This window comes from Polaromonas sp. P1_F4 (genome assembly GCF_056405675.1).
Map to the genome: position 1 here is coordinate 131,440 of NZ_JBFUBP010000001.1, position 18,324 is coordinate 149,763.

General features: G+C 62.2%; 19 protein-coding genes. 10 read left to right on the forward strand and 9 right to left on the reverse strand.

What is annotated here, in order from left to right:
- Positions 1-38 precede the first annotated feature (38 nt).
- From AC1DYQ_RS00645 to AC1DYQ_RS00655, 3 genes are all read right to left on the reverse strand, one after another.
- Complete coding sequence (locus AC1DYQ_RS00645; protein ID WP_477685150.1) at positions 39-578, reverse strand: TRAP transporter small permease subunit; 540 nt, start codon at positions 576-578, stop codon at positions 39-41.
- A 166-nt stretch (positions 579-744) separates the two neighbouring features.
- Positions 745-1,806, reverse strand: a complete 1,062-nt coding sequence (gene selD / locus AC1DYQ_RS00650) for a selenide, water dikinase SelD (protein WP_477685151.1) — start codon at positions 1,804-1,806, stop codon at positions 745-747.
- 126 nt (positions 1,807-1,932) lie between these two features.
- Entirely contained in the window at positions 1,933-3,699 is a 1,767-nt protein-coding gene (locus AC1DYQ_RS00655; RefSeq protein WP_477685152.1) for a FimL-related protein, read from the reverse strand.
- 392 nt (positions 3,700-4,091) lie between these two features.
- Between AC1DYQ_RS00655 and senA the strand changes: the two genes are divergently transcribed.
- The gene (gene senA, locus AC1DYQ_RS00660; protein WP_477685153.1) at positions 4,092-5,348 is read left to right on the forward strand and encodes a selenoneine synthase SenA; all 1,257 of its coding nucleotides are present in this window, start codon (positions 4,092-4,094) and stop codon (positions 5,346-5,348) included.
- Between the two features lie 35 nt (positions 5,349-5,383).
- Here senA and AC1DYQ_RS00665 read toward each other — a convergent pair whose 3' ends face one another.
- Entirely contained in the window at positions 5,384-6,496 is a 1,113-nt protein-coding gene (locus AC1DYQ_RS00665) for a substrate-binding domain-containing protein (RefSeq protein ID WP_477685154.1), read from the reverse strand.
- A gap of 167 nt (positions 6,497-6,663) precedes the next feature.
- On the opposite strand from AC1DYQ_RS00665, the gene AC1DYQ_RS00670 reads away from it, so the two are divergent.
- From AC1DYQ_RS00670 to AC1DYQ_RS00700, 7 genes are all read left to right on the forward strand, one after another.
- The gene (locus AC1DYQ_RS00670; RefSeq protein ID WP_477685155.1) at positions 6,664-7,410 is read left to right on the forward strand and encodes an ABC transporter permease; all 747 of its coding nucleotides are present in this window, start codon (positions 6,664-6,666) and stop codon (positions 7,408-7,410) included.
- Positions 7,407-8,096 (forward strand): ABC transporter ATP-binding protein, encoded by a 690-nt coding sequence (locus AC1DYQ_RS00675; RefSeq protein ID WP_477685156.1) that lies wholly within the window; start codon positions 7,407-7,409, stop codon positions 8,094-8,096. Before AC1DYQ_RS00670 ends, AC1DYQ_RS00675 begins: the two co-directional genes overlap by 4 nt.
- Complete coding sequence (locus tag AC1DYQ_RS00680; protein ID WP_477685157.1) at positions 8,093-8,941, forward strand: ABC transporter substrate-binding protein; 849 nt, start codon at positions 8,093-8,095, stop codon at positions 8,939-8,941. Before AC1DYQ_RS00675 ends, AC1DYQ_RS00680 begins: the two co-directional genes overlap by 4 nt.
- Before the next feature lie 140 nt (positions 8,942-9,081).
- Complete coding sequence (locus AC1DYQ_RS00685; RefSeq protein WP_477685158.1) at positions 9,082-9,855, forward strand: molybdate ABC transporter substrate-binding protein; 774 nt, start codon at positions 9,082-9,084, stop codon at positions 9,853-9,855.
- A gap of 224 nt (positions 9,856-10,079) precedes the next feature.
- Positions 10,080-10,460: a DUF2946 family protein gene (locus tag AC1DYQ_RS00690; RefSeq protein WP_477685159.1), complete on the forward strand. Its 381-nt coding sequence runs from the start codon at positions 10,080-10,082 to the stop codon at positions 10,458-10,460.
- 209 nt (positions 10,461-10,669) lie between these two features.
- Positions 10,670-11,242 carry a YcnI family copper-binding membrane protein gene (locus AC1DYQ_RS00695; protein WP_477685160.1) on the forward strand — a complete coding sequence of 191 codons (573 nt, stop codon included), beginning with the start codon at positions 10,670-10,672 and terminating at the stop codon, positions 11,240-11,242.
- A gap of 57 nt (positions 11,243-11,299) precedes the next feature.
- Positions 11,300-11,785, forward strand: coding sequence for a copper chaperone PCu(A)C (locus tag AC1DYQ_RS00700; protein ID WP_477685161.1), 486 nt, complete (start codon positions 11,300-11,302; stop codon positions 11,783-11,785).
- A 15-nt stretch (positions 11,786-11,800) separates the two neighbouring features.
- Here AC1DYQ_RS00700 and AC1DYQ_RS00705 read toward each other — a convergent pair whose 3' ends face one another.
- Both AC1DYQ_RS00705 and crcB read right to left on the reverse strand, forming a co-directional pair.
- Entirely contained in the window at positions 11,801-12,964 is a 1,164-nt protein-coding gene (locus tag AC1DYQ_RS00705; protein ID WP_477685162.1) for a helix-turn-helix domain-containing protein, read from the reverse strand.
- 127 nt (positions 12,965-13,091) lie between these two features.
- Positions 13,092-13,478, reverse strand: coding sequence for a fluoride efflux transporter CrcB (gene crcB / locus AC1DYQ_RS00710; protein ID WP_457280033.1), 387 nt, complete (start codon positions 13,476-13,478; stop codon positions 13,092-13,094).
- Positions 13,479-13,526: 48 nt separating this feature from the next.
- Here crcB and AC1DYQ_RS00715 point away from each other — a divergent pair, with 48 nt between their 5' ends.
- Positions 13,527-14,249: an aspartate/glutamate racemase family protein gene (locus AC1DYQ_RS00715; RefSeq protein WP_477685163.1), complete on the forward strand. Its 723-nt coding sequence runs from the start codon at positions 13,527-13,529 to the stop codon at positions 14,247-14,249.
- Between the two features lie 8 nt (positions 14,250-14,257).
- On the opposite strand, the gene AC1DYQ_RS00720 is transcribed toward AC1DYQ_RS00715, so the two are convergent.
- The 3 genes from AC1DYQ_RS00720 to AC1DYQ_RS00730 are packed head-to-tail and all read right to left on the reverse strand — an operon-like array spanning position 14,258 to position 17,163.
- Positions 14,258-15,568 (reverse strand): TRAP transporter large permease, encoded by a 1,311-nt coding sequence (locus AC1DYQ_RS00720; protein WP_477685164.1) that lies wholly within the window; start codon positions 15,566-15,568, stop codon positions 14,258-14,260.
- A gap of 57 nt (positions 15,569-15,625) precedes the next feature.
- Positions 15,626-16,159, reverse strand: coding sequence for a TRAP transporter small permease (locus AC1DYQ_RS00725; protein ID WP_477667968.1), 534 nt, complete (start codon positions 16,157-16,159; stop codon positions 15,626-15,628).
- A gap of 20 nt (positions 16,160-16,179) precedes the next feature.
- A complete protein-coding gene (locus AC1DYQ_RS00730; RefSeq protein WP_477667967.1) occupies positions 16,180-17,163 on the reverse strand; it encodes a TRAP transporter substrate-binding protein in 984 nt (327 codons plus the stop codon).
- A gap of 121 nt (positions 17,164-17,284) precedes the next feature.
- Here AC1DYQ_RS00730 and AC1DYQ_RS00735 point away from each other — a divergent pair, with 121 nt between their 5' ends.
- Positions 17,285-18,238 (forward strand): LysR family transcriptional regulator, encoded by a 954-nt coding sequence (locus tag AC1DYQ_RS00735; RefSeq protein ID WP_457280038.1) that lies wholly within the window; start codon positions 17,285-17,287, stop codon positions 18,236-18,238.
- Positions 18,239-18,324: the final 86 nt, after the last annotated feature.

Sequence of the window (18,324 nt, forward strand, 5' to 3'; positions counted from 1 at the left end):
CTGAAAGTATTTTTATGGGAACGAGCGATGCAAACGGATCACTGAACCGGTTTTTCGTAGTGCGTATCCATCTCGAATTTGCCCTGGAGATAGCAGATGCGCTTGATGATTTCCGAGAGGCCCTGTACGAACATCAGACCGAAGCCCAGCGGCAGCAGCAGCATCGCCGGCCAGCGGATCAGGCCGCCGGCGTTGCCTGAGACTTCACCTGAGCGCAGCATGCTCACGAACAGCGGCCAGCTCAGGTAGGCCAGCAGGCCCATGACCGGGAGCAGGAAGACGGCCAGGCCGAAGATATCCACATACACCGGCCCGTTGCCCTTGAGCTTGCCGTAAATGATGTCGACCCGCACATGCTCGTTGAGCTTGAGGACCACAGGTGCGCCCAGCATCACGGTGGCGGCGAACAGGTACCACTGGATTTCAAGCCAGCCGTTGGAACTGATGTCCAGGCCGTAGCGCACAAAGGCGTTGCCGGCGGAAATCATCGCGGCGAGCAACACCGTCCAGGCGGCGATCTTGCCAAGTCGCGTGGTCAGCCAGTCGTAGGCCAGTGCGAGTTTGAGGAGTGCGGACACGGGATGTCTCCGATAAGTTCTTTTGAATGAGAAAGTACCCACCCGGGTACGTCGAGGCATGAATGGTACGACGGATGCCCGCTCCCGCACTGAATAAAGACTGACAAAAAATTTCCGGGTTTACCCTAGGGTTTTACGGCTTGTACCAGACTCTCGCGCATTTTTTTCAGCGTACGGCCAGCCCGTAGCCGGCGGTGACCTCCCCGATGACCGCTGCCTCGGCAAAGCCCTGGGCGTGGAAAATTGCCAGAACCTCGGCGGCGCTGTCTGCATTGCAGGACACCAGCAGGCCTCCGGAGGTTTGCGGGTCACTGAGCAGGGCTTTGTCTACGTCGGCAAAGGCGGCGGGCAAACGCACTTCATTTCCATAGCTGGCCCAGTTGCGCCCCGAGGCGCCCGTCACACAGCCTTGTGCCGCGAGTTCGCGCGCGCCACTGACCAGCGGCACGCGATGCCAGTCGATACGCAGCTGGACGCCGGCCCCGCGGGCCAGTTCCAGGCCGTGGCCTGCCAGGCCAAAGCCGGTGATGTCGGTGAGTGCATGCACGCCTTCCATGCGTGCCAGCTCGATACCCGGCTTGTTGAGCTGTGTGGTGAGCGCGATCATGCGGGCATAGCCCTCGGCATCCAGCTGTTCTTTTTTCAGCGCCGCTGACAGGATGCCGATGCCCAGTGGCTTGCCCAGCACCAGCACGTCACCGGCGCGCGCGCCGGAATTCTTCTTGACCCGCGAAGGGTGCACCAGGCCCAGCACCACCAGGCCGTAAATCGGCTCGACCGAGTCGATGGTGTGGCCACCCGCAATCGGAATGCCCGCATCGCGGCAAACGTCCTGCCCGCCGCGCAGGATGGCGCCTATGGTCTCCAGCGGCAGCACATTGATGGGCATGCCCACCAGTCCCAGCGCCATGATGGGCGTGCCGCCCATGGCGTAGACGTCGCTGATCGCATTGGTGGCGGCGATGCGGCCGAAGTCGTAGGGATCGTCGACGATGGGCATGAAGAAATCGGTCGTCGCGATCAGCGCCTGCTCGTCATTGAGCAGGTAAACAGCCGCGTCGTCGGCGGTTTCAATGCCCACCAGCAGCTGCGGCGGAATCGGGAGGTTGCTGGAGTTTTTGAGAATTTCACTCAGCACGCCAGGCGCAATCTTGCAGCCGCAACCGCCGCCATGCGACAGGCTGGTGAGCCGGGGTGGGGTGCCCGGAAGTGTTTCAGGGGCGTTCATGGCTTGCTTTCAATGGCGTTCCCGCGGTACCGGCGGTGCGCGAGGCAGCCAGTTTAAAACAAGGGTGTTTTCTCGGGCATTTCACCTGCTGCCCTCAGGCGCAGTCCCGGCCGCGCTCCTGGCGGTTCAGTTGTCCTTGTCTGCCTTCAGTTCGCCTTTCACCGCGTCGTACACAAACAGCTTTTTGGCCAGGCCGGGCTGGTAATTGAGCATGTCAATCAGGAAGCTCAAGGCTCCGAGGTTATTGCCGAGGCGATCGACCGATCCTGCCATGTGGGCCTGCTGCTCATTGGCACCAGGTTTGAGCATCTGTTCCACGAGTTCGCGCATGTGCATTACCGCCAGGGCTGCCTGGTCTACCCCCAGCATGGACAGCACGCCCTGCATCTGCGCGAGTTGCCCTGGTACCACGGCCAGGGGTTTTTTGTCCTCCGGCGTGCGGAAAAAGCTGTCGAGGGATTTTTCCAGCACACCCAGGGCCACGCGCAGTTCACCCACCACGCTTCCCATGGTCTGTTTGTCGTTGACGCGTTGATACAGCTCCTCCATCCACGATTCCGGTGGTTGTGGCTGTCCGCCCGTCCTGGCGCTTTCGAGCCGCTCCGCAAGCCGGGCTGTCCGGGCCCACAGGCGCGGGTCGTTGGGGTCGAAATCGTCAAACACGGCTTCCAGGTACAGCACGGCGGTTGCCACCTCCAGCGCCAGTTCGGGGCTGGGGGCCTGACCCGAACTGACCGTCGAGGCGATCACGCGCGTCAGCGACCGCGCCATCGGCTCGCTCGGCGGATGCAGTTTGACCAGTGAATCCGTCACCAGGCTGAACTGGTCGTTCAAGAATTTGAACTTGCTCAGGTCTCCAGCGGTGGCTGCAGACCATGTTTCCTTTGCCGAGCTGATGCGCTTGCGGGCCTGCGCGATCAGGGCCGGGGCGAAGCGGCCGAACTGGACCGACTCATAGTCAACTGGCTTGAACCGCGTGAGGCCATAACTCGAGCGCACTGCCGACAACACCGGCGCGTCGCTGGAGCGTGGGACTTTCGCCTGGGAACACAGGAAAAGCAGATCTTCCGCAAGCCGGGCCGACGCCTCCGTACCCTTGGCCAGCCAGACATACTGCAGCAGGATGCGCAGGGTTGCACGCTTTACATAGAGATCGATCTTCAGCAGGCCTTTTGCCAGTGCTTCGAAATACGCCGCTGCAATTTTCCAGAAGGTCCTGGGCTCAATGCCGGTCTGACCCTGGGCGAACCCCAGGCACACATCGCTGAGGCTCTGCGCGGCTTCTGCATCACCGGTCCGGATGAGGGTCAGCATCAGCCGGTCCAGCAGTTGCCGGGATTCCCCGCCGTACGCCCTGGCATCGACGGTGATATTGAGGACCGGCTCTATCCAGCGCCACTGGAACACCCAGAGATCCGCCGGATGGACGCGGTCGGCGCCAACCAGGCCCTGGATGTCGCGGTACTGGGGGAAAAGTGACACCGCAGACACCGGTTTGCCGGCCAGCACGTCTTCGAGGTAATGCGTCAGGGAAAAACCGGCCAGTTCGATTTTGGTCGCAGCGTCCTGTGTGCATTGCCCCGGTGTCTGGATGAATTTTTGCACCGCCGTTTCCATGGCCCGCAGCACCAGCGCAGGCGCGCTCATGCCGACCATCTCCAGCGCGCCAACCGCCTGGTGCAACTGCTGGCGGGCGGTGCGTAACTGGCCGGCATCCAGCGCGGCAAGGTCGGAGTTGCTGACACCTTCAGCCTCCCGCAAAAAGCGTTTCAGGGCTTTGTTGGAGCCTTCCAGCGACTTGCGCAGTTCTTCCAGCACCCACGCCAGGGGCCCGAGGTCCAGGAGCGTCATGTCGAGCTCGGCGGGCGATGAGTTCAGATCGTGTGGTTGCATAAGTGGCGTGCTGGTGAGTGAGTCAAGGGGCGGGGTCAAGGGGCAGTCGATGCGTCCTCCAGACACCTGCAGGCATTCTCAAGATACGGGGCGACTGGCCGGAGTCTATCCGTGTACTTGTTGTTACAAAAGGGGGTAAGTCGCCGTGGCGCGACACCTTGCCATCAATATTTCGTCGGGTTGGCAGGCCCCTTGTTTGTCCTGGAGCCCAGTATGCAACCTAAACACTTATGCGCGCCAGCCGGTCGTCCGTCTGCTATTCTGGCCTCAATCGGCGCGCGGCTTTGATGGTGTCTTGTTTGTGTCCATTCGTGTCAGTGCTTGTCAGACTTTGTGCGGGTTCAAGACGCTACACCTTTTCATTACTCCCGCCAGCAATCATTTTTTTCGCGATGGACCGCCAGATCGATTCGCCCCTCATGCGCAGCGCCGGCCGTGACGTCCTGTCGCTGGCGCTGATGGATGCCCGCAATCACACCTTGCGGATTTTTGGCCAGTACCAGCAGGCGCTGGAATCCGTTGGTTTTGCCGTGCCGGCCTCCCCACTGCTGAGCCCTCCGCTGTGGATGCTCGGCCATATCGGCTGGTTCCAGGAATGGTGGATCGGCCGCAATGTGCAGCGTGCACAGGGAATACGCTGCGCACCGGGGCACACCCGCCTCGCTTCGATGGAACCCGATGCCGACCGCTGGTGGGACCCTGCGAGTGTTCCGCACAGCCAGCGCTGGTCGCTTGGCCTGCCCGATGTGGAAGTTTGCCGTGCCTATCTGCTCGACACGCTGGAAAGCACGCTGGAATTGCTGGGCAAAGCCGGGGAGGACGGCGACGCGCTCTACTTCTACCGCCTGTGCCTCTTTTATGAGGACATGCAGGCCGAAGCCTTGACCCATGCGGCACAAATGCTGGGTGTGCCCATGGACAAGGATTTGCTGCAAGCCTTCACACCCCCGCCCATGGCACTGCGGGGCGCGCTGTTGATCCCGGCTACCACCTGGAAAATGGGCTCTGCCGCACCGTCGGACACTGCAGGCTTTGCCTTCGACAACGAACTGGCGCAGCATGACATCAGCGTGCCCGAGTTCGAGATCGACGCGCAGCCGGTGAGCTGGGCGCAGTTCGTGGAGTTTGTCGATGACGGCGGCTATGACCGGCCCGAGTTCTGGCAGCCCGAAGGATGGGGGTGGTTGCAGGCCACCGTGAAAAGTGAAGGCAGGCGCGGCCCGCGTTACGTTGAGCAGATTGGCGTGGCCAGTGGCGCCGTGATGCTGACCCGCTTTGGCAAGGCCATGCGCATGCTCGGCAACCAGCCGGCCATGCACATGAGCTGGTGGGAGGCTGACGCCTGGTGCCGCTGGGCCGGGCGCCGTTTGCCTGCGGAGGTGGAATGGGAAACCGCTGCGTGCACGGCCGCCCACAGGGGCTTTCGCTGGGGCGACGTGTGGGAGTGGACGGGCACCACCTTTCGCGCTTACCCGGGTTTTGTGCCCGGCCCTTTCGCGGCCTATTCCGAACCCTGGTTCGGCAGCCACAAGGTTCTGCGCGGCGGCTCGTTCGCCACGCGTGCGCGCCTGAAGCATCCCCGGTTCCGCAACTTCTGCCTGCCTGGCCGGGATGATATTTTCTGTGGCTTCAGGTCCTGCGCGCTATAAAAAGAATAGCTGCTTGCGCTCGTTCATAAAGGGTTTCAGGCACTTTTCGCCAATTTTTCCTTGCGGTACGTCCACCAGGGCAAGGTGGCGCGCAGGGACAGCACCTTGCCGCTCTGGGCCGTTTCGCCGCTGTAGCCGGGCAACTCTTCCAGCGTGGCCTGCCAGTCGCTGCTCTGGAGCTCCTTGAGCAATGCCTGCACCTGCGGTGTGGGCAGTTCGGACTTCAGGCACACCAGGTGGTAGCGCTCCTGCGCCAAGGGGACGAAGCCCAGGCCTTTCTCGCGCGCTGCCGTTTCAATGCCAAGGCCGGCATCGGCGACGTTGCTGGCAATCGCCTGGGCTACGGCCGTATGGGATGGCTCCTGGCTCTGGTAGCCCTGGATATCTGAAGTCGCCACACCGGCTTTGCCCAGCAGTTCGTCCAGCAACACGCGCGTGCCGGTGCCTTCCGCCCGGTTCACGTAACGCACGCCCGGCCTTGCCAGGTCGGTGATGCCGGCGATCTGCAGCGGGTTGTTTTTTGCCACGATCAGGCCCTGCTTGCGATGGGCGAAACCGATCAGCTTGTGCAGTCCGGGCTTGAGCAGGTTGCGGTAGGTCAGGGCTGTCACGGACTGGCTGCCAGGCTGGTCCAGCGTGTGAAATCCGGCCATCATGCAGCGCCCCGCGTTCAGGGCGGCAATGGCGTCCACGCTGCCCATGAAGCGGATGTCCAGATGCAGCCCGCGCGGGCTGGCCTGCTCCCGCAATGCAGAAAGTGCTGCGTCGTGGCTGGCGTAAAGCGTGAGCACATGGGCGTCGTCGTCAAAGGCGGTGGAAAAAGCCCGCTCGATGTCGCCCCGCAGCGCTTCGATCTGGGGCGCCAGCCGAGCCTGTGCCTGCCGTTCGGCCCAAAGCAGTTTCTCGCCGAATTCCGTGAGCCGTGCCCGCTGGCCCTTGTCCCAGACGATCAGTGTTCGTCCCAGGGTCTGCTCCCAGTCTTTGAGTGCACCCCACACGTGGCGGTACGACAGGTCGAGCGCCTTGGCGGCTTTGGAGATGGAGCCCTGCTCACGCACCGCATGGAGCATGTCCATCAGCGGATTGCGTATCAGGGCATTTTTGCCGCGCTGTGGCGTGAGCAGGTAAGAGAGTTCGACTTTATGCATGGCAGGGCGGAGGGTGCATGGATTATCAGTGCATCGGCTAGGGGAGAAAGATGGCGCGGCGCGCATGGCGGCTCGCCTGGTCAACCTATGCAAATCAATTCATAGCGATGATTCCTGATGCAAATCAAGGACTTAGGCCCTAGGCTAGAGTGCCGCACAGCTTTGACATGAACACCTTCTCAGACAGCGCCGCCACGGCATTCACGCTCATCACCTCGCTCGATCCCATGCTGGCCAGCATCGTGGCCCGTTCATTGGCCGTGAGCGCTTGTGCCTGCCTGATTGCCTGCAGCGGCGGCCTGCTGCTCGGTGCCTGGCTGGGCGTGTCGCGCTTTCGCGGCCGGGGTGCGGTTCTGGCTGTGCTCAACACCGCGCTGGCCCTGCCCTCGGTGGTGGTCGGGCTGGTGGTGTACCTGTTGCTTTCGCGAACCGGGCCGCTCGGTTTCCTGGGCTGGCTGTTTTCCTTCAAGGCCATGGTGCTGGCGCAGGCCGTGCTGGTGCTGCCGGTCGTCACCGCGCTGGTTCGCCAGGCCATTGAAGATGCCGACCGTTCCCATGGCGAGCAATTCCAGTCGCTGGGCGCAGGCCGCTTCGCGCGAGGCCTCATTCTTTTGTGGGACGAGCGTTATGCGTTGCTGACGGTGCTGATCGCCGCGTTCGGCCGGGCAATCTCGGAGGTCGGTGCGGTGATGGTGGTGGGCGGCAACATTGACGGCTTCACGCGCGTGATGACGACCGCGATCGCGCTGGAGACCAGCAAGGGCGATTTGCCGCTGGCGCTTGCGCTCGGTATCGTGCTGCTGGGGGTGGTGCTTCTGCTCAACATCCTGATAGCGCTGGTGCGGCGCTGGCGCGAGCAGTTCGACGACCGCCTGCCGGATGTGGCGCTGGCCGCCGGGGGTGCGCAGCCATGACGCAGGTTTTCAACCTGCATGCCATCGGTGTGCAGTTCGGCCAGGTGCAGGCGCTCAGCGGCTGCAGCCTGCGTATCAAGGCCGGCGAAAGACTGGCGCTGGTGGGCGCCAACGGCAGCGGAAAGAGCACGCTGCTGCGAACCCTCAACGGCCTGGTCCGGCCTTCTACCGGCAGCTTTCAGCACGATGTGCAATTGCGGCAGGCCATGCTGTTCCAGCGGCCCTACATGTTGCGCGCCAGCGTGCTGAACAACGTGGCGCTGGGACTGTGGCTGGGTGGTGTGCGCTGGCAAGAGGCCAAAGTCCAGGCCCTGGCCGCCCTGGAACGGGTGGGGCTGGAAGACCTGGCTACACGCAATGCCAAGGCGCTGTCGGGTGGGCAGCAGCAGCGTGTGGCGCTGGCGCGCGCCTGGGCGCTCAAGCCGCAGGTTCTGCTGCTCGACGAACCCACGGCCAGCCTGGACCCCACGGCCAAGCGCGAGGTCGAGCGCCTGATGGCGGAGTTTGCCGATGCCGGCATGACGCTTATTTTCAGCAGCCACAACCTGGGGCAGGTCAAGCGGCTGGCCAGCCGGGTGATTTACCTGGAGCACGGCCGGCTGGTAGCCGACTTGCCGACTGCAGCCTTTTTCACCGGTCCTGTCCCCGCAGCGGCAGAAGCATTTTTAAAAGGAGAACTTGCATGAACAGCTTGAGCATGGTGTCGGGAATTTTCGGGTCGATCAGGGCTTTGGCGCTTGTCCCGCTTGCGCTGGCAGCTACTGTTTCGATAGCGCAAACCAGCACTATCGTGATGGCGTCAACCACCTCGACCGAGCAGTCAGGCCTGTTTCCCTACCTGCTGCCCGAGTTCAAAAAAGCCACGGGCATTGACGTGAAAGTGGTGGCCGTGGGCACCGGCCAGGCCATCGATATGGGCCGCCGGGGCGACGCCGACGTGCTGTTTGTGCACGACCAGGTGGCGGAAGAAAAAGTCGTGGCTGAGGGCTTTGCCATCAAGCGTTTTCCCGTGATGTACAACGATTTCGTGCTGATCGGCCCCGCAGCTGATCCGGCCAAAACCAGGGGCAGGGACATTGTCGAAGCGCTGAAAAAACTCAGCGCCGCCAATGCCGGTTTTATCTCGCGCGGTGACAAGAGCGGCACGCACGCCGCCGAACTTCGCTACTGGAAAGCCGCAGGCGTCGAGACACCGGCCGACAAGCCCGCCTTCACAAATTACAAAGCCTGCGGCTGCGGCATGGGCCCGGCGCTCAACATCGCGGCCAGCAGCGGCGGCTATGTGCTGGCCGACCGCGGCACCTGGCTGTCCTTCAAAAACCGCGGCGACCTGGTCGTGCTGGTGGAAGGCGATACCAAGCTGTTTAACCAGTACGGCGTGATGGTGGTGAACCCCGCCAAGCATCCGCAGACCAAGGCTGCCGAGGCACAGAAGTTTGTGGACTGGGTGATTTCACCAGCCGGCCAGAACGTGATTGCCGGCTACAGGATCAACGGCGAGCAGCTGTTCTTCCCCAACGCAACCAAATGAGTACCCCCCTGTCCAAGCTCACCGCGTGTAGCTTGTTCTCCCCTCCAGGGGACGGCGCCTGCGGCCCGGCAAAGCCGGTTCCGCGGCGCCTGCTGGTATGGGCTGCTGCGGCGGTGGTTGTTTTTTCAGGAGGCCTGAATATGGCTCATGCCCAGTCGCCCGCAGCATCTGCTGAAGGCGCCGCGCCGCTGCGCGTTTATGCGGCGGGCAGCCTTCGTGAAGCGCTCACTGAAGCGGCACGCGCGTATGAAGCCCGCACAGGCGTGAAAACCCAGCTGACCTTTGGCGCCTCTGGCCTGCTGCGCGAACGCATCGAGAAGGGCGAGCCGGCGCAGGTGTTCGCATCGGCCGACACGCAGCATCCCCTGCGCCTGCATGCCGCAGGGAGAAGTTCATGGGCGCAACCCACGCTGTTTGTGCGCAACCAGCTGTGCGCGTTGGCCGTGCCGCAGCTCAATGCCGATTCGGGAAAGTTGCTCGACCTGATGCTGGACCCCGCCGTCAAACTCGGTACCTCCACACCGAAGGCGGACCCGTCGGGCGACTATGCGTGGGAAGTGTTCCGCAAGGCGGAAGCACTCAAGCCCGGTGCTTACACGGCACTGGACGCCAAGGCACTCAAGCTCACCGGTTCACCCGAAGCGCCCCAGCCTCCAGCAGGCCGGGGGGTTTATGAGTGGCTGGTTTCGGAAGGGCGTGCTGATCTGTTTCTGACTTATTGCACCAATGCTGTGGCGGTTCGCAAAGAAGTGCCGTGGATGAACGTGGTGCAGATGCCGCCGGCCCTGCAGGTGAGTGCTGCCTACGGGCTGACTGCGCGAAGCGGGGATGCTGCTGCTGGGCAGTTTGCTGCCTACTTGTTGACGCCGGAAGCGCAGGAGGTGTTTCGGCGGTTTGGGTTTGGGGCGCCCTAGCAAGACACCCACCCCCGTCCAGTCTCACTGCGTGTAGCCTGTTCCCTCCTCGAGGGGGCGGCGCCTGCGGTCTGGCAAAGCCAGTCCCGCGGCTGCCCGCTTGCACTCATTAATCCAGCATGAGCCGCGGAACCGGCTTTGCCGGGCCGCAGGGCGGGCGGCCCCCTCGGGGGGCAGCGACCCACACGAAGTGGGGGAGCGTGGGGGCTACATATAATCACCCCGTGCCCCACCACCCCGTATCCCGCCCGACCCTTCCCGTATGGGAACGCCTTGCCGCCTGGCTGGCTTTCCTGGCCGTGGCGGCGGCGTTGTGGGCACCGGTGTCCATGCTGGCCCAGGACGTGCGCAGCGGCAAGCTGAGCGGCATTTGCAGCGTCAACACCGCTTCGTCTGATGCCGGCATGGACTCCACCGATGGCAATGCAGCCTCCCCAGGCCAGCGCTGCGACCTGTGCGGCTCAGCAGGGCTGGTGCTGCCACCTCTACCGGTAGCAAGCGTTTCCTGTGTCACCGGTACCACGGTTGCGGTGGCGGATATTCCGGCAACCACCGGCACTGCCATCTCCGGGCTGCCTTTCAGCCGCGCACCTCCCGCACTTTGAACTGAACCGCCTCTCGCTGGAGGCCTCAGGCATCCCGCGCACGGGCCTTGCGGCCGGCGCCGTGCCATCGTTCATTTCAGCGTGCACTTTCACGAGCCTTTTCTGCGCACCCGTGCGCTCCGTTCGGCATGGCGCTCGCTGCGCTGGCTGGCCCTAATTTCAGCCGCAAATCCTGCTGCCTTTAATTTTCAATCCTGTAAGAATCAATCATGAAATACCCAAATGCTATTAAAACCATAGCTGCTTGCGCTCGTCCCTATTGGGCTGGAGCTATCTTTATTGCTGTATCCCTGCCTGCCACCGCACACGTCACCCTGGAATACCAGGTCGCCAATGCAGGCAGCTACTACAAGGGCACATTCAAGGTCGGGCATGGTTGCGGGAATTCGCCCGTTAAACAGATCGTGGTCACCATCCCGGCCGGTGTGCAGGGTGCCAAGCCCATGCCCAAAGCAGGCTGGACGCTGGAGGTCACACGTGAGAAGTTGGCGCAGCCGCTGCTGGACCACGGTAAAACCATCACGGAAGATGTGTCGCGAATCAGCTGGACCGCAAAAACCCCCGCCGACTATCTGCAGAACGACTGGTACGACGAATTTGTGCTGCAGGCCAAACTGCCCGCAAAAGCGGGCGTGCTGTATTGGCCGGTAAGCCAGGTTTGCGAGACCGGCAAGGTTGACTGGGCCGAAGTGCCTCAGCCGGGCCAAAAATTGTCCGACCTCAAAAACCCTGCTGCCGCGCTGGAGCTGATGCCTGCGGGCGGCGGTGAACACAATCACTGAGCGAGCCTCGGCGGCTTTATTTCCGATTCAATTTACTGCTTCAAGGAGCATTTACACATGACATCCGCAAAATTCTCAAAAGCCGTGTTGGCCTTTTCGATGGCACTGGCCAGCATGGCCGCCATGGCCCAGACGGCCGCCGTCAAGGTCGATGGGGCATGGGCGCGCGCCACTGTGCAAGGGCAAAAAGGCACGGGGGCTTTTATGAGCCTCACCGCCAAAGATGGGGCCCAGCTGGTCGGCGTGTCGTCGCCGGTGGCGGGCGTGGCTGAAGTGCATGAAATGAAAATGGACGGTGACGTCATGAAAATGCGCGCCGTGCCGTCGCTTGATTTGCCTGCCGGCAAAAAGGTCGAGCTCAAGCCAGGGGGTTACCACGTCATGCTGATGGACCTCAAGGCGCCGCTGGCCAAAGACAGCACGGTGCCCGTGACCCTGCTGTTCAAGGACGCCAAAGGTGTGGAAAGCAAGCTTGAGCTGAGGCTGCCGGTTGCCACTGCCGCGCCGGGAGCAGCCGGTGCCACGGCCGAGCACAAGCACTGATTTGTGTTTGCCGGGCTAGCTGCGTTTGCCCGAGCCCAGGCGGCGGTAAACCGTGGCCCGGCTGACGCCGAGCGCTTTTGCGGCCTGCAGCACATTGCCGCGTGAATCGGTCACCGCCTTGCGGATCAAGGCGGTTTCGAGTTCCTTCAGCGTTCGCGACGCGGCGCCTGAAGGCGGCAGGCTGGTTGCCGGGGGCGGAGAGTCCCGGCCGGGCAACTGCGGCAGCACATGCAGGCGCAGGCCCGTCCAGAGCGGCACCTCCAGGATGCCGCCATTCACCGGCGCCTGGCGCTGCGCCGCGTCAAACAGCATTTCGAAGGGCATGGCAAAGAGGTCGTTGCAATGCGGCGCCATGCCTGCGGTGAAGCCCATCTGCGAAATCATCTGCCGCGCCGCCTGGTTGGCGCCAGTGACGCAACCATCGGTATCCACGCACACAAGTCCATCGGTTTCATCTCCCAGCGTGCGGCCCGGCCAATTCAGCCGGATCAGCAATGCATGGGGCTTGCCCAAAGTGAGCGCGTTCTCTATGCTGCGCGCGGATTGCGCGACGAGGTGTTTGAGCTCGGGTCTCTCGACCACTTCGATGCCCGTCAGGTCCAGCATGCCGGCGCAGCGGCCGTCGGGGCCGAACAAGGGCGCACCGGCGCAGCTGTAGACCGAGGTGGCATCAAAAAAATGCTCGCCCCGGTGCAGCCACACCGGTTGCAGTTCGGTCAGTGCTGCGCCGATGGCGGTAGTGCCCACTTGTTGTTCCGAAAGGTCCGTGCCGATGCGTGTGATCATGTCGGCACGGCGGTCGCGCCGGTCGATGGGGCCATTCACATTGATGACCACGCCGGCCTGGTTGGTCAGGATGGCGAAGTAACGCGTGTCGGCAATGGCCCGGCCCAGCTTTTCCAGCACAGGTGCCGCAGCCTGCACCAGCCGATGGTTGGCTTCCAGGGTGCGCCTCAGCGCGGCGGCAGAAACCATGTCGAAGGAGGGAGCCTGCTCCGGCCGATGGCCCTGGGCCAGGCACCGTATCCAGGACCGTTCTATCCAGTTCTCAACCAGCGGCGCGGTGCCTGCAGGTAGCGGATCGCCGTGAAGAACTGCCTGGCGAGCGTGTCCGATGCGCGCCAACCGGTCCTGCCCGCCCGTCGCCGGGGCGGAGTGAAAAGGGGTCATGGATGCCATGCTGCATTGTGGCCAATTCCCGCGGCGCGTGCAGCGTGCGATGCGGATGGCCCGTGCCATTGCCGTGCGGGCGGGCAAGCTTGTGCTTTGCCGCTTTTTCTGGCTAAAAAATAGCTTTAACCGGCTCTCAGCGTGCGCCAGCAGCTATAAAAAACATAGCGGTTTTGAGGCCGGCCACGGTCATCAACAGCGATCCCAGCACGTGCACGGTGGCCGTAAGCGCGGCCAGCCCGTAGCGCGCTTCCATCAGGAAAATCACCACTTCGGCCGAAAACGAGGAAAACGTGGTGAGGCCGCCCAGGAACCCCGTCACCAGCGCCAGCCGCCACACCGGGTCCAGCTGGGGCATGGACTGGAAGCCCGCGATGCAGATACCGATCAGGTAGCCGCCAATCAGGTTGGCCGCAAGGGTGCCCCAGGGAATGAGGCCGCCCGGCGTCAGCCACAGGCCGAGGCCCCAGCGCGCCAGCGCACCGATTGAGGCTCCAATGGAAATCGCGATGACGTTCAGCATGACGGTGGTGGCGGCGGTGAGTTGGTTGTTTGGCGGGAGAATAGAGCCATGACTTTAACCTCAGCACCCGCTTTCAGCGAGCCTTCGGGCTTTCTGGGGGTGGTAATGCTCGACACGCGCTTTCCGCGGCTGCCGGGTGACATCGGCCATCCCCATGCCTTCGGCGTTCCGGTTCGCCAGTACGTGGTGCAGGGCGCCTGGCCCGGCAAGGTTGTGCAGAGCGGTGCCGGTTTGCGGGCTGCAGGCGTGGTGCCGGCTTTTGTGCAGGCGGTGCAGGCCCTGGCGAGCGAGGGCGCGCTGGCCATCACCACCAGCTGCGGTTTTCTGGTGCTGTTGCAGGACGAATTGCAGGCGGCCGTGCAGATTCCTGTTGTCACGTCCAGCCTGCTTCAATTGCCGGTACTGCTTGCGCGCCACGCCAGGGTGGGCGTACTGACCATCAGTTCAACTGCGCTGGGCGCGGAGCATTTGCGCGCGGCGGGTGTGGCCCATGAGCGTCTGGCGGATGTGGTGGTGCAGGGGGTGGATCCTGAAAGTGAATTTGCTACTGCCATTCTGGGTAACCGCCCGACCATGGACAGGGAGAAGGCGTGCGGCGATGTAGTGGCGGCCGCGGTGGCCCTGAGGCAGCGAGAGCCTTCGTTACAGGCGGTGGTGCTTGAATGCACCAACTTGCCGCCATACCGCCAGGCGATTGAAGAGGCCACCGCCTTTGAGACCTGGGCGCTGACTGACGATGAGAGACTCCTGTCGCCCTGGCGCGTCCGCTGAGCCGCTATCTATTTATCTTTGCCCATGACGAGATCAGGCAAGCTCGTCACGATCTGCGGGAACACCGTGATCAGCACAATGCACACCACCAGGCAGGCGAAGAAGGGAATGGCCGCGCGCGCAATGGTGTTGCTGTCTTTGCCCGTCATGTTTTGCAGCACAAAAAGATTGAAGCCCACCGGCGGCGTGACCTCGGCAATCTCGACCAGCAGGATGATGAAGATGCCGAACCAGATCAAATCGAACCCGGCCTTCTGGATCATCGGCAGCACTACGGCACTGGTCAGCACGATCATGGAGATGCCGTCGAGCGCGGTGCCCAGGATCAGATAGACGATGGTCAGCACACCGATCAGCGCAAACGGTGAGAGGTTCATGCTGTTGACCCACTCGGCCAGCTCACGCGGAATACCGGTGAACGCCATGGTCTTGGTGAGGAACGCCGCGCCAGCCAGGATGAACATGATCATGCAGCTGGTGCGCGTCGTGCCCATCAGGCCCTCTTTGAAGTTTTGCCATGTCAGTGACCGGCTCCACAGTGCCAGGCCCAGCGAACCGGCCACACCGTAAGCCGCGCATTCGGTGGCCGTGGCATAGCCGCTGATCAGCACCCAGCAGATGAAAACGATCAGCGCAGCGCATGGCAGCAGGTTGCCCGACTGCCTGATTTTCTGCATGAACGTGGAAGGCGGGTCGGCGGCGGGCACCTTGTCGGGATGGCGCAGGCTCCACCAGATGATGTAGCCCGAGAACAGCGCCATCAGCAGAAAGCCCGGGAAAAAACCCGCCAGAAAGATGCGGATGATGGACGCGTCGGCCGCGACGGCATACACCACCATGGTGATGGACGGGGGAATCAAAATACCCAGCGTGCCGGCGGTGGCGAGAGAGCCCAGGGCGATCTTCTCGTCGTAGCCGCGCTTGAGCAGCTCAGGCAGCGCAACTTTGGAAATCGTGGCGCAAGTGGCAGCCGACGAACCCGAGACCGAGCCGAATATGCCGCAGCCCAGGATGGTGGTATGCATGAGGCGACCGGGCACGCGGTTGAGCCAGGGGCGCAGGCCCTCAAACATCTCCTCGCTGAGTTTGGTGCGAAACAGAATCTCGCCCATCCAGATAAAGAGGGGCAGGGCCGCCAGCTCCCAGCTGGCATTGCTTTCCCAGAAAGCACTGAAGAGATTCTTGCCCGGTTGGGTTGTTGTGAAAAAGGCCTGTCCGACCCAGCCGCAAATGGCCAGGGTCATCGCAATCCACACGCCGCCCGAGAGCAGCAGCATCATGAGCAGCAGCAAGATGCCGCCCACCATCAGGATATCCATGTCGTTGTCTTTGTAGTCTGGAAAATAAACGGGAATGAAAGAGACGCAGGCTGCAGCTCAAACTTCCGAAGAGAAGTCGCCGCGCGCATGGCGTTCTTCGACTTCACGGACAAAGGTCGGAACCCCGCCCCGTATCACGATGATGAATTCATCGACCACGGCGACCAGCAGCAGGATGGAGCCCAGCGCAAAGCTCAACTGCGGAATCCACATCGGCATGGGCAAGAGGCCTTGCGAGATGTCGTTGAACTCCCAGCTTTCATAGGTGAAGAGGCATGCCGACCATGCCAGGTAGGCCACCGCCACGCTACCGATAAAAAGCGAGGCCAGCTCCAGCACGCGGCGGGTCTTTGCATTCACCGAATCGAGCAGCAAAGTCACCCGCACAAAGTCGCCGTGCTTGAAGGCATGCGCCATGGCAAAGAAAGCGGCCGCCGCGCAAAACCAGGCCACCACGTCGTTCACGGCTCCGGTGTTGACACGGAACTCGCGCAATATGCTTTGCGCGATCATCAGCACCGCGATGAGGGCGATGAAGGCGGCGCCCAAGGCGCCGCCTGCCAGATAAAGTTTGTCGAGAAATTTGCGCACGGCCTGCCTTGTTGTATGCCTTACTTCTTCGCGGCTCTGAGCTTGTTGAAGTTGGCGATGATGGCTTCGCCGTCAGGGCCGGCCTTTTTCACCCAGTCGGCCTGCATGATGGTGCCGACCTGCTTCATGTCGGAGACCAGCTTGGCCGGCGGCGTGACGATCTTCATGCCTTTGTCGGCCAGGGCCTTTTTGTACCACTCGTTCTTTTCCTCGCTGAGCTTCCAGCCGCGCACTTCGGCATCCGCCGCCGCCTTGGTGAGGGCCGCCTGTGTGGCGGGGTCGAGCGCATCAAAGGCTTTTTTGTTCACGATGACGGCATTCTTGGGCAGCCAGGCCTGGGTGTCGTACCAGTACTTGATGCTTTCATAGGTCTTGGAGTCATAGCCGGTCGAGCCCGAGCTCATGTAGCTTTCCACCACACCAGTGGCCAGCGCTTGCGAGAGTTCAGCCGCCTGGATGGTGACCGGCTGCGCGCCGATCAACTCGGCAATCTTGGCGGTGGCGGGGCTGTAGGCGCGCCATTTGATGCCGCGCAGGTCAGCGACCGAGGCCAGCTCTTTCTTGCTGTAAATGCCTTGCGGTGGCCATGCCACGGTATAGAGCAGCTTCATGCCCTGAGTGCCCAGCAATTTGTCGAGCACGGGCTTTTGGGCTTCGTAGAGTTTTTTGGAGTCAGCGTAGGAGGTGGCCAAGAAGGGAATGCCATCGACCCCGTAAATCGGGTTTTCGTTTTCAAAATTGACCAGCAGCACCTCGCCGATCTGGGCCTGGCCGCCTTGGACCGCACGCTTGATTTCGTTGGCCTTGAAGAGCGAGGCGTTGGCGTGCACCGTGATCTTGAGTTTGCCGCCGCTGGCTTTGTCGACGTCTGCCGCGAACTGCGTCAGCGTTTCCGTGTGGAAGTTGCTGGCCGGGTAGGCCGCGGGCAAATCCCACTTGGTCTGGGCGAAGGCGTTGGCGCCGAAGGCGAGAGCGGCGGCCACCAGGGTGACTTTGAATTTCATGAAAAGCTCCAGGACAAGGAATTAGTAAGTAGTAATAGGATAGACGCAAATCCCGCGCCAGTTCACCGGGCATACCCCGAAAATCCGGCGCCTATCTGTTTTGCGACCTTGAGGCCCCGCCATGAACCTGCGTTTTGTTGAAGCTTTCTATTGGGTTGCCTCGCTCAAAAGTATCTCGCGCGCCGCGGAGAAGCTCTACCTGACGCAGTCGGCCATGTCGAGCCGCATTGCCACCCTGGAAGAAGAACTGGGCATCCTGCTGCTGGACCGGCGCGACAAGCAGTTCAAGCTCACCGTCGCGGGGGCGCGTTTTCTGGTCTACGCGCAAAAGCTGCTGGAGCTACAGCGCGAGGTCAAGCATGAGATGGGTTCCGGTGCGGCCATGGCGGTATCGATGCGCATAGGCGCCATCGAATCGGTGCTGCATTCCTGGCTGATCCCGTGGCTCGAAAAACTCCGGGTAGACCATCCGGGCCTGGAGCTGGAGCTGACGGTGGAAACCACCCCCATCCTGATGGACCAGGTGCAACGCGGCACGCTGGACTTGGTGTTTGCCGCATTGCCCGCGTCGGCGGACGGTGTGCGCAACCAGGCCTTGCCGCCCATGGACATGGCGTTTGTGGGAAATCCGGCACTGCATAAAAAGAGAAATTACCGGCTGGATGAACTCGCGGAAATGGAGTTACTGACGTTCCAGAAAGGCTCGCAGCCTCATGTCACGCTGGTTGACCTGTTCAAGCAGAACCGCATGGAGCCCAAAAAGGTGCATGCCATTTCATCCATTTCCGCGATGGTCCAGCTGGTGCAGGGCGGCTTTGGCGTGGCCCTTCTGCCGCGCATCGCAGTGCAGCGCCTGACGGGGTTCGCCAGCCTGAAATTGCTCACCTGCGACACCCGTGTGAAGTCGTTGCCGATCCACGCGAGCTACCGCACCGACCCGACTTCATCGGTTGTCGAGACGGTGGTCAGGTCGGCCGTGCAGTTTGCCGCGGAGAGCACGGGAGCCGGCACCAAAACGGGTCGCAAGCCGGCGGCCAGGGTTGCAAAAACAGGCAAAAAAGGTGCATCAGGGTAAATACCAATCATCGAAAAAATCGATGACGTAAGCAAAAAATTACTTGTTTGATTTCGTCATTTGCTAATCGCACACTTCGTCACATG

Coding starts and splice junctions, on each gene's coding strand:
- selD (WP_477685151.1), bottom strand. CDS start 1,806: ATGAACGCCCCTGAAACACTTCCGGGCACCCCACCCCGGCTCACCAGC.
- AC1DYQ_RS00655 (WP_477685152.1), bottom strand. CDS start 3,699: ATGCAACCACACGATCTGAACTCATCGCCCGCCGAGCTCGACATGACG.
- senA (WP_477685153.1), top strand. CDS start 4,092: ATGGACCGCCAGATCGATTCGCCCCTCATGCGCAGCGCCGGCCGTGAC.
- AC1DYQ_RS00665 (WP_477685154.1), bottom strand. CDS start 6,496: ATGCATAAAGTCGAACTCTCTTACCTGCTCACGCCACAGCGCGGCAAA.
- AC1DYQ_RS00670 (WP_477685155.1), top strand. CDS start 6,664: ATGAACACCTTCTCAGACAGCGCCGCCACGGCATTCACGCTCATCACC.
- AC1DYQ_RS00675 (WP_477685156.1), top strand. CDS start 7,407: ATGACGCAGGTTTTCAACCTGCATGCCATCGGTGTGCAGTTCGGCCAG.
- AC1DYQ_RS00680 (WP_477685157.1), top strand. CDS start 8,093: ATGAACAGCTTGAGCATGGTGTCGGGAATTTTCGGGTCGATCAGGGCT.
- AC1DYQ_RS00685 (WP_477685158.1), top strand. CDS start 9,082: ATGGCTCATGCCCAGTCGCCCGCAGCATCTGCTGAAGGCGCCGCGCCG.
- AC1DYQ_RS00695 (WP_477685160.1), top strand. CDS start 10,670: ATGAAATACCCAAATGCTATTAAAACCATAGCTGCTTGCGCTCGTCCC.
- AC1DYQ_RS00700 (WP_477685161.1), top strand. CDS start 11,300: ATGACATCCGCAAAATTCTCAAAAGCCGTGTTGGCCTTTTCGATGGCA.
- AC1DYQ_RS00705 (WP_477685162.1), bottom strand. CDS start 12,964: ATGGCATCCATGACCCCTTTTCACTCCGCCCCGGCGACGGGCGGGCAG.
- crcB (WP_457280033.1), bottom strand. CDS start 13,478: ATGCTGAACGTCATCGCGATTTCCATTGGAGCCTCAATCGGTGCGCTG.
- AC1DYQ_RS00715 (WP_477685163.1), top strand. CDS start 13,527: ATGACTTTAACCTCAGCACCCGCTTTCAGCGAGCCTTCGGGCTTTCTG.
- AC1DYQ_RS00720 (WP_477685164.1), bottom strand. CDS start 15,568: ATGGATATCCTGATGGTGGGCGGCATCTTGCTGCTGCTCATGATGCTG.
- AC1DYQ_RS00730 (WP_477667967.1), bottom strand. CDS start 17,163: ATGAAATTCAAAGTCACCCTGGTGGCCGCCGCTCTCGCCTTCGGCGCC.
- AC1DYQ_RS00735 (WP_457280038.1), top strand. CDS start 17,285: ATGAACCTGCGTTTTGTTGAAGCTTTCTATTGGGTTGCCTCGCTCAAA.